The 15,109-nt window shown below is 66.8% G+C and carries 10 protein-coding genes and 1 other RNA gene; 9 read left to right on the forward strand and 2 right to left on the reverse strand.

Features of this window, described 5'->3' with window-relative positions; translation table 11 throughout:
* Positions 1-59 precede the first annotated feature (59 nt).
* Positions 60-2,231 (forward strand): RelA/SpoT family protein, encoded by a 2,172-nt coding sequence (locus DYQ94_RS03820; RefSeq protein ID WP_024938122.1) that lies wholly within the window; start codon positions 60-62, stop codon positions 2,229-2,231.
* Positions 2,232-2,235: 4 nt separating this feature from the next.
* Here DYQ94_RS03820 and DYQ94_RS03825 read toward each other — a convergent pair.
* Both DYQ94_RS03825 and DYQ94_RS03830 read right to left on the reverse strand, forming a co-directional pair.
* Positions 2,236-2,312: non-coding RNA, sX9 sRNA (locus DYQ94_RS03825), on the reverse strand.
* Positions 2,313-2,445: 133 nt separating this feature from the next.
* On the reverse strand, positions 2,446-3,315 hold the full coding sequence (locus tag DYQ94_RS03830) for a LysR family transcriptional regulator (protein WP_046344132.1): 870 nt from the start codon (positions 3,313-3,315) through the stop codon (positions 2,446-2,448).
* A 296-nt stretch (positions 3,316-3,611) separates the two neighbouring features.
* On the opposite strand from DYQ94_RS03830, the gene kdgD reads away from it, so the two are divergent.
* The 8 genes from kdgD (at position 3,612) to recG (ending at position 15,073) form a co-directional block, all read left to right on the forward strand.
* On the forward strand, positions 3,612-4,529 hold the full coding sequence (gene kdgD, locus DYQ94_RS03835) for a 5-dehydro-4-deoxyglucarate dehydratase (RefSeq protein ID WP_104568037.1): 918 nt from the start codon (positions 3,612-3,614) through the stop codon (positions 4,527-4,529).
* A complete protein-coding gene (locus DYQ94_RS03840; RefSeq protein WP_046344128.1) occupies positions 4,529-6,109 on the forward strand; it encodes an aldehyde dehydrogenase (NADP(+)) in 1,581 nt (526 codons plus the stop codon). The genes kdgD and DYQ94_RS03840 overlap by 1 nt, the downstream gene beginning before the upstream one ends.
* A gap of 116 nt (positions 6,110-6,225) precedes the next feature.
* Complete coding sequence (locus DYQ94_RS03845) at positions 6,226-7,605, forward strand: MFS transporter (RefSeq protein ID WP_046344127.1); 1,380 nt, start codon at positions 6,226-6,228, stop codon at positions 7,603-7,605.
* Positions 7,606-7,624: 19 nt separating this feature from the next.
* Positions 7,625-8,980 (forward strand): glucarate dehydratase, encoded by a 1,356-nt coding sequence (gudD, locus tag DYQ94_RS03850; RefSeq protein WP_081008578.1) that lies wholly within the window; start codon positions 7,625-7,627, stop codon positions 8,978-8,980.
* 76 nt (positions 8,981-9,056) lie between these two features.
* Positions 9,057-10,328: an OprD family porin gene (locus tag DYQ94_RS03855; RefSeq protein WP_104568040.1), complete on the forward strand. Its 1,272-nt coding sequence runs from the start codon at positions 9,057-9,059 to the stop codon at positions 10,326-10,328.
* Positions 10,329-10,363: 35 nt separating this feature from the next.
* Positions 10,364-11,905: a galactarate dehydratase gene (garD, locus tag DYQ94_RS03860; protein WP_126966766.1), complete on the forward strand. Its 1,542-nt coding sequence runs from the start codon at positions 10,364-10,366 to the stop codon at positions 11,903-11,905.
* A gap of 610 nt (positions 11,906-12,515) precedes the next feature.
* Positions 12,516-12,896 carry a RidA family protein gene (locus tag DYQ94_RS03865; RefSeq protein WP_126966767.1) on the forward strand — a complete coding sequence of 127 codons (381 nt, stop codon included), beginning with the start codon at positions 12,516-12,518 and terminating at the stop codon, positions 12,894-12,896.
* A gap of 29 nt (positions 12,897-12,925) precedes the next feature.
* The gene (recG, locus tag DYQ94_RS03870) at positions 12,926-15,073 is read left to right on the forward strand and encodes an ATP-dependent DNA helicase RecG (RefSeq protein WP_126966768.1); all 2,148 of its coding nucleotides are present in this window, start codon (positions 12,926-12,928) and stop codon (positions 15,071-15,073) included.
* Positions 15,074-15,109: the final 36 nt, after the last annotated feature.

Below are 15,109 nucleotides of genomic sequence, written 5' to 3' on the forward strand. Positions count from 1 at the left end.
TTGGTGCCTGCAGTGTGCAAACGTTTGCCGTGACTGCGTTGCTGGCATAGTCTTCCGGCATGAACCCAGGCCCCACTGCCCAGGCGACCGTCGTGACGTCTCCGTCTTCCGACCAGGCCATCCCCGACTACGTCCTGCACTTCGAACGCGCGGCCAGCTACCTTCCCAAGGAGCAGCTGCCGATCCTGCGCCGTGCCTGGGAAGTGGGCGCCAGCGCGCATGCCGGCCAGACCCGCAAGTCGGGCGAGCCGTACATCACCCATCCGGTCGCGGTGGCCGGCGTACTCGCCGAGCTCGGCCTGGACATGGAATCGCTGATCGCCGCGATCCTGCACGACACCATCGAAGACACCCCGCTGACCCGCGAAGAGCTGGCGTCGGAATTCGGCGAAGCGGTGGCCGAGCTGGTCGATGGCGTCACCAAGCTGGACAAGCTCAAGTTCCGCGACCGCCAGGAAGCGGCGGCGGAGAGCTTCCGCAAGATGCTGCTGGCGATGTCGCGCGACCTGCGCGTGATCATGATCAAGCTGGCCGACCGCCTGCACAACATGCGCACGCTGGGTGCGCAGAGCAGCGAGGCGCGCAGCCGCATCGCGCGCGAAACGCTGGAGATCTACGCGCCGATCGCTCAGCGCCTGGGCATGAGCCTGATCAAGTCCGAACTGCAGAACCTGGGCTTCCGCGCGCTGTATCCGTGGCGTCATGCCATCATCGAAAAACATATCCGCAGCCAGCCGGTGGTGCGGCGCGAATCGATGGCGCAGGTGGAAGTGCAGCTGTCGCAGCGGCTGGCCAAGGAAGGGCTGGAGCACCGCCTGGTCAGCCGCATCAAGACGCCCTGGAGCATCTATTCCAAGATGCACGAAGAGAACAAGTCCTTCGACCAGGTGATGGATGTGTTCGGCTTCCGCCTGGTGGTGCGTTCGGTGGCCGATTGCTACCACGCGCTGGGTGCGGTGCATGCCACCTTCAAGCCGCTGGACGGGCGCTTCCGCGATTTCATCGCCATCCCCAAGGCCAACGGCTATCAGTCGCTGCACACCGTGTTGTTCGGCCCGTATGGCTCGCCGATCGAAGTGCAGATCCGCACCGAGGAGATGGACCTGATCGCCGAACGCGGGGTGGCTGCGCACTGGACCTACAAGGTCGGCTCGGCCTCGCCCAACAGCGCGCAGAGCCGCGCGCACGACTGGATCGTGGAGCTGATCGATTCGCAGCGCGCGGCGGGCTCGTCGCTGGAGTTCCTGGACAACGTCAAGGTCGACCTGTTCCCGGACGAGGTCTATCTGTTCACGCCCAAGGGCAAGATCCTGGCGCTGCCGCGCAACTCCACCGCGCTGGATTTCGCCTATGCGGTGCACACCGACGTGGGCAACCGCGCGGTCGCCTCGCGGGTGGACAAGAAGCTGGTGCCGCTACGCACCAAGCTGGTCAGCGGGCAGGCGGTGGAAATCATCACCGCGCGCTCGGCCACGCCCAAGCCGCAGTGGCTGGAGTTTGTGGTCAGCAGCAAGGCGCGTACCGCGATCCGCCACCAGCTCAAGCAGCTTGAACACGAAGACGCCGTGCAGCTCGGCCACCGCATGCTCGATCGCGCGCTGGAAGCGATGGACAGCTCGCTGGAGCGGCTGCCCAAGGGCCGCCTGGACGCCTTCCTCACCGAGCACCGCTATCCACGCCTGGAAGCCTTGCTGGCCGACGTGGCGCTGGGCAACTGGATGCCGACCCAGGCCGCGCAGGCGCTGATGGCCTACGCCGAATTGCGCGGTGGCGGCCACTCCAAGCATTCGCACGAAAAGATCCTGATCGACGGCAGCGAGCGCGGCGTGATCAGCTTCGCCAACTGTTGCCAGCCGATTCCCGGCGACGAAATCATGGGTTACCACACCGCCGGCAAGGGCATCGTGGTGCACCGTCTGGACTGCCCCAACCTGGCCGAGCTGCGCAAATCGCCCGAACGCTGGGTGCCGATCGACTGGGATTCCAGCGTCAGTGGCGACTACGACACCGCCTTGATCGTCGAGGTGGAAAACCGCACCGGCGTGCTGGCCCAGCTGGCTGCGGCGATTGCGCAGAGCCAGTCCAATATCGAGCGCGTGGATTACCTGGACCGCGATTTCAACGCGGCGGTGCTGCGCTTCAACATCCAGGTCCGCGACCGCCGCCATCTGGCCGAAGTGATGCGCCGGCTGCGGCGCCTGCATGTGGTGCAGAGCGTGGGGCGGCAGTAGAAGCGGCGAGCAGACCGTAGCGAGCAGTCGTCAGGTGGCTGTCGGCGTCGCGCTCAAAGCCGGCGTGTACGCGTGGTCCATGCCGCGCCGGGCACCGGCCGCACCCGCCCGGCGGTGCGCACAGTCGTGTTGCCAGTTGCTTCGAATCCGGTCCTGGCGTTGGACAGTGGCTGCGCTGCCGTGCGTCTGTGACAGCGCGCGCGCCTTGCCCGGCTCAGGCGATCAAACGACCCAGCGCAGGGTTGTCGTTATCCTGTTTCCACACCAGGTGCAGCTCCACCGGCGTGGCAGGGGTTTCCTCGCGCAGCGGCAGGTACACGATGCCGGCGTAACGCAGGCCGCTGGCGCCTTCGGGCACCAGCGCCATGCCCATGCCGCCGCGTACCAGCGCCAGCACCGAATGAATCTGGCTGACGTATTGCACCGAGCGCGGCGCGATGCCGCGCGCACCGAACAATTGCGCCAGCAGATCGTAGAAATAACGCGCCTCGTCCGGTGCGTAATTGACCAGCGGCTGGCCGTGGAAATCCTGCAGACGCAGGCTGTCGCGGTGCGCCAGCGGCGAGTCTTCCGGCAGCGCGGCGATCAGCGGTTCGCGTGCCACGCAGCGGCTGTGCAGGCCCTGGCGTTGGATCGGCGGGCGCAACAGACCGATATCCAGCCGGCCTGCATCCAGTGCGTCCAGTTGCGCCAGGCTGACCATCTCCTTGAGTTGCAGATCCACATCCGGCGCTTGCCTGCGCCACCGCGCGATGGCCTCGGGCAGGAAGCGGTAACTGGCACCGGCGGTGAAACCCACCGACACGTTACCGGCATCGCCGGTGCCGATCCGGCGCGCGCGCAGGCCGGCGTTTTCGGCCATGCGCAGGATCGCGCGCGCTTCGGCAAGCAGGCTGCGCCCGGCCTGGGTCAGCCGCACATGCCGGCTGTTGCGCTCTAGCAGCGCGGTGCCGACGCTGTGCTCCAGCAGCTGAATCTGCCGGCTGAGCGGCGGCTGGGTCATGTTCAGGCGCTCGGCCGCGCGACGGAAGTGCAGTTCGTCGGCGACGGCGACAAAGCAACGCAGTTGCTGCAGATCGAACATGGGGGACGGGCCTCGCATGGCAAAACAGGTGAATTGATGCTGCACCCGCAACATCCTTCCGCCGCCAGCGCCGATGAATAGGCGCTGCCACGCCAACGACCACGTTGGCGGGCGCAGCCGGCCATAATTACGCACTGTCGAAAAAGCGTTGCAAAGCAGCCATTTGCGGCGCACTACATCGATCGATGACGCGATTGATTCAACTTGTGTATCAAACAATACGTCCTTTGGTTTGGACCGGCAACGATCTGCGTTTCTAGGATCAACCGCATCCCCCGCCCAGGAGCGTTTGTCCGATGAGCAGCAGATACACCCCTTCTGAAATGGCCCAAGCGCTTGGCGCCGGGCTGTTGTCGTTTCCGGTGACCCATTTCGACGCCGACCTGGCCTTTGATGAATCCGCCTACCGCAGCAATCTGGACTGGCTGTCCTCGCACCCGGCCGCCGGGCTGTTTGCCGCCGGCGGCACCGGCGAGCTGTTTTCGCTGACGCTGGATGAAGTGAATCGCGCCGTGCGAGCAGCGGTGACCCAGACCGCCGGCCGCATGCCGGTCATCGCACCGGCCGGTTACGGCACCGCGATCGCCATGGAGATGGCGCAGGCTGCCGAGCGCAATGCTGCCGACGGCATCCTGCTGTTTCCGCCGTACCTCACCGAGTGCGATGCCGATGGCGTGGCCGACCATGTCGAGCGCGTCTGCAAGGCGACCAGGCTGGGCGTGATCGTCTACGGCCGCGCCAACGCCAAGCTCGACGACGTGACGCTGGCGCGGGTGGCCGAGCGTTGCCCCAACCTGGTGGGCTACAAGGACGGCATCGGCGATGTGGATCGCATGACCCGCATCTACGCACGCCTTGGCGACCGATTGCTCTACGTGGGCGGACTGCCCACCGCCGAAACCTTCGCGCTGCCGTATCTGGAAATGGGCGTGACCACGTATTCGTCGGCCATCTTCAATTTCCTGCCCGAGTGGGCGCTGACGTTTTATGCAGCGGTGCGTGCGCGCGACCACGTCACCATCTACCGCGAGCTCAATGACTTCGTGTTGCCGTACACCGTGCTGCGCAATCGCCGCGCCGGTTATGCGGTGTCGATCGTCAAGGCCGGCATGCGCGCGGTCGGCCGCCCGGCCGGTCCGGTCCGCACGCCGCTGGCCGACCTCAACGAGGACGAATTCGCCCAGCTCAAGCAACTGATTGGAGGACGCCGCTGATGCACAGCATCACGGGCCAATCGCTGATCGGGCAGCGCGACGTGCGCGGCGCAGGGGAGGAATTTCATGCGCTGGATGCGGCCAGCGGTGCGGCATTGCAGCCGGCATTCGGCTCGGTGAGCGCACAGGATCTGGAACAGGCCTGTGCGTTGGCGCGGGCGGCGTTCGATCGTTACCGCGAAACGACGCTGGACGCGCGCGCAGTCTTCCTGGAAACCATCGCCGAGCAGATCCTGGCATTGGGCGATGCCTTGATCGAACGCGCCATGCACGAAAGCGGCCTGCCGCGCCCGCGCCTGGAAGGCGAGCGGGGGCGCACGGTGGGGCAGCTGCGCCTGTTCGCCAACGTGGTGCGCGAAGGAAGCTGGCTGCAGGCGCGGATCGACCCGGCGCTGCCGCAACGCACGCCATTGCCGCGTGCGGATCTGCGGCAGCGGCATATCGCGCTGGGGCCGGTGGCGGTGTTCGGTGCCAGTAATTTCCCGCTGGCATTCTCGGTGGCCGGTGGCGATACCGCCTCGGCACTGGCGGCCGGCTGCCCGGTGGTGGTCAAGGCGCACAGCGCGCATCCGGGGACTTCGGAATTGGTGGGCCGTGCGATCCAGGCGGCGGTGGCGCAATGCGGCCTGCCCGAGGGCGTGTTCTCACTGCTGTTCGACGCCGGCATCGAGATCGGTGCACGACTGGTCGCCGACGCGCGCATCAAGGCGGTGGGTTTCACCGGCTCGCGGGCCGGCGGCATGGCGCTGGTCAAGATTGCCGCCGCACGCCGCGAGCCGATTCCGGTGTATGCGGAGATGAGCGCGATCAATCCGGTGTATCTGTTGCCGCAGGCGCTTCAGGCGCGCGCATCGGATCTGGGCAAAGCGTTCGTCGGCTCGCTGACCCTGGGCAGCGGGCAGTTCTGCACCAATCCCGGCTTGCTGCTGGCGATCGATTCGCCGGCGCTGGATGCATTTGTCGCATCCGCAACGCAAACGCTGCAGGCCGTGTCGCCGGCAGCGATGCTCACCGCAGGCATTGGCCAGGCCTACGCGCAAGGCGTGCAGCGTCTGGCCGCGCACCCGCAGGTCAGCACGCTGGCACGCGGCGCTGCGGCGGACGCCGGGCGCTGTCCGGCGGCGTTGTTCGGCACCGACGCCGATGCCTTCCTGGCCGATGAAGCGCTGCAGGCCGAAGTCTTCGGCGCCTCGTCGCTGCTGGTGCGTTGCAGGGACATCGAACAGCTGCGTGCGCTGAGCGAGCACCTGGAAGGCCAGCTCACCGCCACCTTGCACATGGAGGTGGGCGATACCGAACTGGCCGCCGCATTGCTGCCGGTGCTGGAGCGCAAGGCCGGACGCATCCTGGTCAACGACTGGCCCACCGGTGTGGAGGTCTGCCACGCGATGGTGCACGGCGGCCCGTTCCCGGCCACCTCCGACAGCCGCAGCACCTCGGTCGGCACGCTGGCGATCGATCGCTTCCTGCGCCCGGTCTGCTACCAGGATCTGCCGGCTGCGCTGTTGCCTGCCGCCGTCGCGCACGACAACCCGCTCGGGCTATGGCGACGCGTCGATGGCGCGCTGGGACACGACTGACGGCTGCCGCAGCAACGATGCCTGAGGCGTGCCGGAGGAGGGTCCGGTACGCCATCCGCAGGCGCAACGTGGAGTACCGAAGCGCAGTGCGCTTCCATCGTCATAGGTGAGGAACGATGATGGCTATCGATTCAAAAACGGTCGGTTCAACGACGGTTCCGCGCAGGCGCTACCTGATCTTGCTGATGCTGTTCGTGGTCACCACGATCAACTATGCCGATCGCGCCACCTTGTCCATCGCCGGTTCCGCGGTCCAGGATGCGCTGGGCATCGACGCGCTGCAGATGGGCTTCATTTTTTCTGCGTTCGGTTGGGCATATGTGGCCGGGCAGATTCCCGGCGGCTGGTTGCTCGATCGCTTTGGCTCGCGGCGCGTGTACGGCCTGTCGCTGCTGATCTGGTCGCTGTTCACCGCCTTGCAGGGCTTTATCGACTGGGTGCCGGTGACCTGGGCGGTCACCACGCTGTTCGTGCTGCGCTTTCTGGTCGGCATCGCCGAAGCGCCGTCGTTCCCGGGCAATAGCCGCATCGTGGCGGCCTGGTTTCCCACTGCAGAGCGCGGTCTGGCTGCGTCGATCTTCAATTCCGCGCAGTACTTCGCCACGGTGGCGTTCGCGCCGTTGATGGGCTGGCTGGTGCATGCCTGGGGCTGGGAGCATGTGTTTCTGGTGATGGGCGCGGCTGGCGTGTTGCTGGCGCTGGTGTGGCGCAAGACCATCTATGCCCCGCGCGAACATCCGCGCCTGAGCGCGCAGGAACTGGACTACATCCAGCGCAACGGCGCGCTGGTGGACATGGAGCAGGGCAACAAGCCCGGCCGCCAGCCCAAGGGCACGCAATGGCATTACGCCAAGCAGTTGTTGTGCAACCGCATGTTGCTGGGCGTGTACATCGGCCAGTACTGCATCACCACGCTGACGTATTTCTTCCTGACCTGGTTTCCGGTGTATCTGGTCAAGGAGCGCGGCATGTCGATCCTGGAAGCCGGATTTGTGGCCTCGTTGCCGGCGGTGTGCGGTTTCATCGGTGGCGTGCTGGGTGGCTATGTGTCCGACCGTATGGTGCGGCGCGGCTACTCGCTCACCGTCGCGCGCAAGACGCCGATCGTTGTCGGCATGTTGATGTCGGTGACGATGATCGGCTGCAACTATGTGCAGGCCGAATGGATGGTGGTCGGGCTGATGGCGCTGGCCTTCTTCGGCAAGGGCATCGGCGCACTCGGCTGGGCGGTGGTGGCCGACACCTCGCCCAAGGAAATCGCCGGCCTGTCCGGTGGCCTGTTCAATACCTTCGGCAATATCGCCGGCATCACCACGCCGATCGTCATCGGCTACATCGTCTCCACCACCGGCACCTTCGAGTGGGCGCTGGTCTTCGTCGGGCTCAATGCCTTGCTGGCGGTGGTGTCCTATCTGGTGGTGGTGGGCGAAATCAAGCGCGTGGAACTCAAGGCGCCGCCCGGCGGCCCGTCCATGCCCGTGCCCGCAACGCTGTGACCGTCCTGGGAGACTTTCGATGACTATCCACACCGCACCTGCAAGCATCGGCGCCACGCCGCGCATCACCGACATCCGCGTGGTGCCCGTCGCCGGGCAGGACAGCATGCTGCTCAACCTCAGTGGCGCACACGCGCCGTACTTCACCCGCAATGTGCTGGTGCTGCGCGATTCGTCCGGACGCACCGGCGTGGGCGAAGTGCCTGGTGGCGCGGCCATCGCCGGCTTGCTGCAGGAAGCAGCGCCGCTCATTCGCGACCGCTCCATCGCCGAGTATCAGCGCATCCTCAATCAGGTGCGCACCGCCTTTGCCGACCGCGACAGCGCCGGCCGTGGCCTGCAGACCTTCGATCTGCGTATCACCATCCATGCGGTGACGGCCATCGAGTCGGCGTTGCTGGATCTGCTCGGGCAATTCCTCGACCAGCCTGTCGCTGCCTTGCTCGGTGAAGGCCAGCAACGCAGCGCCGTGGATGTGCTGGGCTATCTGTTTTTCATCGGCGACCGGCGGAAGACTGCGTTCGACTATCGCGACGGCAGCGGTGCCCGCGATGACTGGGAGGCTGTGCGGGACCAGGAGGCCTTGACGCCGGCATCGGTGGTGCGCCTGGCCGAAGCGGCCTACGAGAAATACGGCTTCCGCGATTTCAAGCTCAAGGGCGGCGTGCTGCGCGGCGAAGACGAAATCGACGCCATTGTCGCGTTGCACGCGCGGTTTCCGCAGGCGCGCATCACCCTCGATCCCAATGGCGCGTGGTCGCTGGATCAGGCCATCGCCCTGTGCCGCGGCATGCACGGCGTGATGGCCTACGCCGAAGATCCGTGCGGTGCGCAGGATGGGTATTCCGGGCGCGAGATCATGGCCGAATTCCGTCGCGCCACCGGCTTGCCGACCGCCACCAACATGATCGCCACCGACTGGCGGCAGATGGGCCACGCCATCCAGTTGCAGTCGGTGGATATCCCGCTGGCCGACCCGCATTTCTGGACGTTGCAGGGCTCGGTACGAGTGGCGCAACTGTGCCGCGACTGGGGCCTGACCTGGGGCTCGCATTCCAACAACCATTTCGATATTTCGCTGGCGATGTTCACCCATGTCGCCGCCGCAGCGCCTGGGCGGGTGACCGCGATCGATACGCACTGGATCTGGCAGGACGGCCAACGCCTGACCCACGACCCATTGCAGATCGTCGGCGGCCAGATCCAGGTGCCGGCAAAGCCGGGCCTGGGTGTGGAGCTGGACATGGACGCGCTGGAGGCCGCGCATCGCACCTATCAAAGCCTGAGCCTGGGCGCGCGCGACGATGCCGCCGCCATGCAGGCGCTGATCCCCAATTGGACCTTCGACAACAAGCGGCCCTGTCTGGTGCGCTGAAGCGCCCCGATGCCTGCCGCCGGAGCGCCGGCAGCAGCGTACGGCCGCCAGTTCACCGCAGGTGGAGAACCGAGTAATGAAAAGCATGATGGCGATCAGCGGCGCTGCGCTGCTGGCGGTCGGCGCGGCCGGGCGTGCGCGTGCGCAACAACCCGATGAGGGGTTCTGGAATGGCGCAACGGCCGAAGTCACCGCACTCAACTTCTACTACAACCGCGATTTCCGCAGCGGCGAAGGGCAGGGCAAGCGTGCCGAGTGGGCGCAGGGGTTTGTGGTCGATGCCCGTAGCGGCTATACCCGCGGGCCGGTCGGCGCGGGCCTGGATCTGCTGGGTATCGGCGATTTCAAGCTCGATGGCGTGCGCGCCGAAGGCGGCACCGGCCTGCTGCCCAGCAACGACGACGGTACTGCGCAACATGCGCTGACGCGGGTGGCACCCACGCTCAAACTGCGCGCCTCGCAAACCGAAGTGAAGTGGGGCAGCTTCATTCCCAACGAGCCGCTGGTGCGCGCCAGCATCACCCGCATCATGCCGGAAACATTCCAGGGCGTGACGCTGGAATCCAAGGACGTGCCAAAGCTCGATCTGCTGCTCGCGCGCTTCACCAGCGCCTGGTATCGCGATGGCGATTCGCGCGTCCCCATCACCTTGACCAACAAAAATCGCCGTTTTCTGGGCACGCCGGATTCGGATGCGTTGAATCTGCTCTCGGCAACCTACAGCGTCGTGCCCGGCACGCAACTGCGCTATCAGGGCGCGGTGATGGAAGACATCTACCGGCAGCAGCTCTATAACCTCATCCAGACGCACACCTTCGGCAAGGACCAGCTGCGTGTGGATCTGCGGTATTTCCGTACCGATGACATCGGCCAGTCGCTGGCCGGGCCGATCGACAACCGCATGTTCAGCAGCATGCTGTCCTGGCGCACGGGCGGGCACGAATTCGGCGCCGGCTATCAACGCCTGTCCGGCCCCAGCGCCATGCCCTGGCCGGGCGGCACCGACGGCAATGTCTTCAACTGGACCTTCATCAACGACTTTCTCGAACGCGGCGAGCGCAGCTGGCAGCTGCGTTACAGCATCGATGGCAAGAGCATCGGCATCCCCGGTCTCAGCGTCATGGCGCGCTACATCAATGGCGACCATGCGCAGCCGGCCACCTATGCCGGCCAAGGCCGCGAGTGGGCCCGGGATGTCTTGACCACCTATCAATTCCAGAGCGAGCGCTTCAAGCACTTGAGCGTCATCTGGTTCAACGGCACCTTTCGCTCAAATTACCAGCGCAATGTCGATGAAAACCGCTTGATCCTGCAGTACCGCCGTCAGTTCGACAGCCCCGACCGGTAATGCACTCCACCCCACGCCTGCAAGGTAGCCCCACGATGTCCGCAACCCAGCAACCCACCCGTTGGCTTAGCATCCGCGCCCACGCGCGCGACAACGTCGCCATCGTCGTCAACGATGACGGCGCACCGGCCGGCGCCACCTTTCCGGATGGGCTCACCGCCGTCGAACACATTCCGCAGGGGCACAAGATGGCGCTACGCGACCTGGCCGCCGGCGCGCCGGTGATCCGCCTGGGCGCGGTGATCGGCACTGCCAATGCCGACATCGCACGCGGGGCCTGGGTGAGCGAGCAATTGCTGGCGATGCCCGAAGCGCCCGATCTGGCCGCGCTGGATCTGTCCCTGCAGCCGGCACCCGCACCCGCGCCCTTGGATGGCTACACCTTCCAGGGGTATCGCAACCGGGATGGCAGTGTCGGCACGCGCAACATCCTGGGCATCATGACCAGCGTGCAGTGCGTGGTGGGCGTGCTCGGCCACGCGGTGGAGCGCATCCGCACCGAGCTGCTGCCCAAGTATCCCAATGTCGACGATGTGGTGGCGATCAATCACGTCTATGGTTGCGGCGTGGCAATCACCGCGCCGGAGGCCATCATCCCCATCCGCACGCTGCGCAATATCGCGCGCAGCCCCAACTTCGGCGGGCAGGCGCTGATCGTGGGCCTGGGCTGCGAGAAACTCGCGCCCGAGCGCCTGCTGCCGGACGATGCCAGCGCCGACGACAGCGGCGTCTACCGTCTGCAGGAAGCCAGCCTGGGCTTTGCCGACATGGTCGGTTCGATCATGGCCATGGCCGAAGAACGCCTGCGCCATCTGGACCTGCGTCGGCGCGAAACCGTGCCGGCCAGCGAACTGGTGGTAGGCATGCAATGCGGCGGCAGCGATGCGTTTTCCGGCGTGACCGCCAACCCGGGCCTGGGCGTGGCGGCGGACCTGCTGGTACGCGCCGGTGCCACGGTGATGTTTTCGGAAAACACCGAAGTGCGCGATGGCATCCATCTGCTGGTGCCGCGCGCGGCCAATGCCGATGTCGCCAGGGCGCTGGTACGCGAAATGGCCTGGTACGACGCCTACCTGGCGCGCGGCCAGGCCGACCGCAGCGCCAACACCACCCCGGGTAACAAGAAGGGCGGGCTGGCCAACATCGTGGAGAAGGCGATGGGCTCGATCGCCAAGTCCGGCTCCTCGGCGATCAACGGCGTGGTGCCGCCCGGCGAGCGGGTCAAGGGGCGCGGGCTGCAGTATTGCGCCACCCCGGCCAGCGATTTCGTCTGCGGCACCTTGCAGGTTGCGGCGGGCATGAACCTGCACGTCTTCACCACCGGGCGCGGAACGCCCTACGGCCTGGGCATGGTGCCGGTGATCAAGGTGGCTACCCGCAGCGAATTGGCGCAGCGCTGGTCCGACCTGATGGACATCGATGCCGGCGGCGTGGCGACCGGCGCCAAGACGCTGGAGCAATTGGGCTGGGAGTTGTTCCGGCGCTATCTGGACGTGGCCAGCGGCCAGCGCACCTGGACCGAGCAACACCGCCTGCACAACGATCTGGCCTTGTTCAATCCGGCGCCGATCACCTAGCCCTGCCGGTTTTCCGCAGTGGCGGGCCGCTAGGTGGCGCAGCGCAGGCCGACTGTTGCGCCGCCGCGCAGGGGGCGATGTTCCCGAGTCGGTAGCAATGATGCGGCGTTGCACGTCTCTTGGTGTCGTGACCGCTCCCGTGCGTCGTGACGACCCCGCGCCACAGGTCGCACCCGGAGCATCGCGCGCCGCAGCGCTGCCGCACCACAGTGCAACGCATTTGGCGTGGCTTCGCCCGGGCCTTCACCCAAGCCCTGTTTCGCAGGACAGTGGCCAGCGTTTCCAGCGGAAGAGGGGCTAGCGTCCAGCAAAAGAGGGGCGCGCCGTTCCCTTCTCCTTCGGAAGAAGGTGCCCCGTCGGGGCGGATGAGGGGACGTGCGCAGCCCCGTGCTCCGTCGCGCGGCCTCTAGCGGCGCACGCGCACAGCCTCACCACGCCATCGCGCGCGCGCAGGCAGACACCAGCCCATTGCAAGATGCTCAGCCCATCGGGCAACACGCCGCTACGCCGACGGCCAACGCCTGCGCACCGTCACCGCTACGCCCCATTCGCCCGTCAATGGCAGGCGCCGATACAATGCGCGTTCGTTTTCAGTGTTGATGGAGTCGCCATGTCCCAGATCATCCATACCGACCAGGCGCCTGCCGCCATTGGCCCCTATTCGCAGGCCGTGCGTGCCGGCAACACGGTGTATTTCTCCGGGCAGATCCCGCTGGATCCGGCCACCGGCGAGATCGTGCCGGGCGATGTCGGCGTGCAGGCACGCCGCGCGTTCGACAACCTCAAGGCGGTGGCCGAAGCCGCCGGTGGCTCGCTCGACAAGATCGTGCGGCTGGGCCTGTACCTCACCGATCTCGGCCAGTTCGCCGCCGTCAACGTAGTGATGCAGGAGTATTTCCAGGCGCCGTTCCCGGCGCGTTCGACCATCGAGGTCTCCGGCCTGCCCAAGGGTGCCGGCTTCGAGGTCGACGCGGTGATGGTGCTCGACTGATCCAGCTCGGCTGACCCGAGCGCCCTGCCGTGCCGCGCGCAGCGACCGTCACCCCGCGCCTGGCCGTCGCAGGCCAGGCCTCGCTTGCCAGCCTGCCCGGCGTCGGCCCCAAGGTGGCCGAGAAATTCGCTGCGCGCGGCATCTCGACGCTACAGGATCTGTGGCTGCATCTGCCGTTGCGCTACGAAGACCGCACGCGGCTGACCACGATCGCGCAGTTGCAGAGCGGCGTGCCGGCGCAGATCGAAGGGCGTGTGGATGCGGTGGAGCGTGGCTTCCGTTACCGGCCCGTGTTGCGGGTGGCGGTCTCGGACGAGTCGCACGGCAGCGTGGTGCTGCGCTTCTTCCATTTCCGCGCGGCGCAGGTCGCGCAGTTCGCACCGGGCACGCGGCTGCGGGTGTTCGGCACGCCCAAGCCGGGACAGAACGGCTGGGAAATCGTGCACCCCAGTTACCGCGTGCTGGCACCGGGCGAGGATGCCGGGCTGGGCGACAGCCTGGATCCGGTCTATCCGATGCTGGAAGGCGTGGGCCCGGCCACGTTGCGCAAACTCATCGGCCAGGCGCTGGAGCGCTTGCCGGCCGAGGCCGCGCTGGAACTGCTGCCGCCGCACTGGCTGCAGGACGAACAACTGCCCTCGCTGCGCAGCGCGCTGCTGACCATGCATCGCCCGCCGGTGAACACCGACCCGCAGCAACTGCTCGCAGGCGGGCATCCGGCCCAGCAGCGTTTGGCGATCGAAGAACTGCTGGCGCATCAGCTCAGCCTGCGTCGCCAGCGCATCGCCTTGCAGCGCTTCCGCGCACCGCTGCTGCCTGGCAACGGCACCCTGGTGCGGCAACTGCGCGCGGCGTTGCCGTTCCAGCTTACCGGTGCGCAGCAGCGCGTGTTCGCGCAGATTGCCCGCGATCTGGCAAAACCGTCGCCGATGCTTAGGTTGGTGCAGGGCGATGTCGGCAGCGGCAAGACCGTGGTCGCCGCATTGGCGGCGATGCTGGCGGTGGAGCAGGGCAAGCAGGTCGCACTGGCAGCGCCGACCGAGCTGCTGGCCGAGCAGCACCTGACCAATCTGCGTGGCTGGTTGGAACCGCTGGGCGTGCGCATCGTCTGGCTGGCCGGCAAGGTCACCGGCAAGGCACGCGCTGCGGCAATGGCCGAGGTGGCCTCCGGCCAGGCGCAGGTGGTGGTCGGCACCCACGCCCTGATGCAGGACGCGGTGGTCTTCCACGATCTGGCTTTGGCCATCATCGACGAGCAGCACCGCTTCGGCGTGCATCAGCGCCTGGCCTTGCGCGACAAGGGTGCGGCCGCCGGCAGCGTGCCGCATCAGTTGGTGATGACCGCCACGCCGATCCCGCGCACCCTGGCGATGTCCACCTATGCGGATCTGGATGTCTCGGCCATCGACGAGCTGCCGCCCGGGCGCACGCCGGTGCAGACCATCGTGCTCAGTGCCGAGCGCCGGCCGGACCTGGTCGAGCGCATCCGCGCCGCCTGCGCCGAAGGGCGTCAGGCGTACTGGGTCTGCACCTTGATCGAAGAAAGCGAAGAGCCCGGTAAGGGCGCGCCCCCCGGTGGCCCGCCGAGGATCGAGGCCCAGGCGGCGGAGGCCACCTTCGAAGCGCTGTCCGCGCAATTGCCCGGCGTGCGCGTGGCGCTGGTGCACGGGCGCATGAAAGCGGCGGAAAAACAGAAGGCGATGCTGGATTTCAAGCAGGGCCTTACCGATCTGCTGGTCGCCACCACGGTGATCGAGGTCGGCGTGGACGTGCCCAACGCCTCGCTGATGATCATCGAGAATGCCGAGCGCCTGGGTCTGGCGCAGTTGCACCAGTTGCGCGGCCGGGTCGGTCGCGGCGCGGCCGCGTCCAGCTGCGTGCTGCTGTATCAGGCCCCGTTGTCGATGATGGCGCGGCAACGCCTGGAAACCATGCGCCAGACCAACGACGGCTTCGTGATCGCAGAAAAGGATCTGGAGCTGCGTGGTCCCGGCGAATTGCTGGGCACGCGGCAGACCGGCCTGGCCACTTTCCGCATCGCCGATCTCACCCGCGATGCCGGGCTGCTGCCGCGCGTGCAGGTACTCGCCGAACGGCTGCTGGCCGAAGCGCCGGACATTGCCGACCGTGTGGTCGCGCGCTGGATCGGCAGCGCGGTGCGTTATGCCGCGGCTTGAGTGGCGGGGATTGGGGATTCGGGATTGGGGATTCGT

The sequence above is a fragment of the Xanthomonas sp. LMG 8993 genome, assembly GCF_009835065.2.
In the GTDB taxonomy this organism is placed as follows: Bacteria; Pseudomonadota; Gammaproteobacteria; order Xanthomonadales; family Xanthomonadaceae; genus Xanthomonas; species Xanthomonas arboricola.

Excerpts from the sequence above, each read along its gene's own strand:
- DYQ94_RS03830 (WP_046344132.1), bottom strand. The coding sequence starts at position 3,315 with ATGTTCGATCTGCAGCAACTGCGTTGCTTTGTCGCCGTCGCCGACGAA.
- DYQ94_RS03845 (WP_046344127.1), top strand. The coding sequence starts at position 6,226 with ATGATGGCTATCGATTCAAAAACGGTCGGTTCAACGACGGTTCCGCGC.
- DYQ94_RS03820 (WP_024938122.1), top strand. The coding sequence starts at position 60 with ATGAACCCAGGCCCCACTGCCCAGGCGACCGTCGTGACGTCTCCGTCT.
- kdgD (WP_104568037.1), top strand. The coding sequence starts at position 3,612 with ATGAGCAGCAGATACACCCCTTCTGAAATGGCCCAAGCGCTTGGCGCC.
- DYQ94_RS03855 (WP_104568040.1), top strand. The coding sequence starts at position 9,057 with ATGAAAAGCATGATGGCGATCAGCGGCGCTGCGCTGCTGGCGGTCGGC.
- garD (WP_126966766.1), top strand. The coding sequence starts at position 10,364 with ATGTCCGCAACCCAGCAACCCACCCGTTGGCTTAGCATCCGCGCCCAC.
- DYQ94_RS03865 (WP_126966767.1), top strand. The coding sequence starts at position 12,516 with ATGTCCCAGATCATCCATACCGACCAGGCGCCTGCCGCCATTGGCCCC.
- DYQ94_RS03840 (WP_046344128.1), top strand. The coding sequence starts at position 4,529 with ATGCACAGCATCACGGGCCAATCGCTGATCGGGCAGCGCGACGTGCGC.
- gudD (WP_081008578.1), top strand. The coding sequence starts at position 7,625 with ATGACTATCCACACCGCACCTGCAAGCATCGGCGCCACGCCGCGCATC.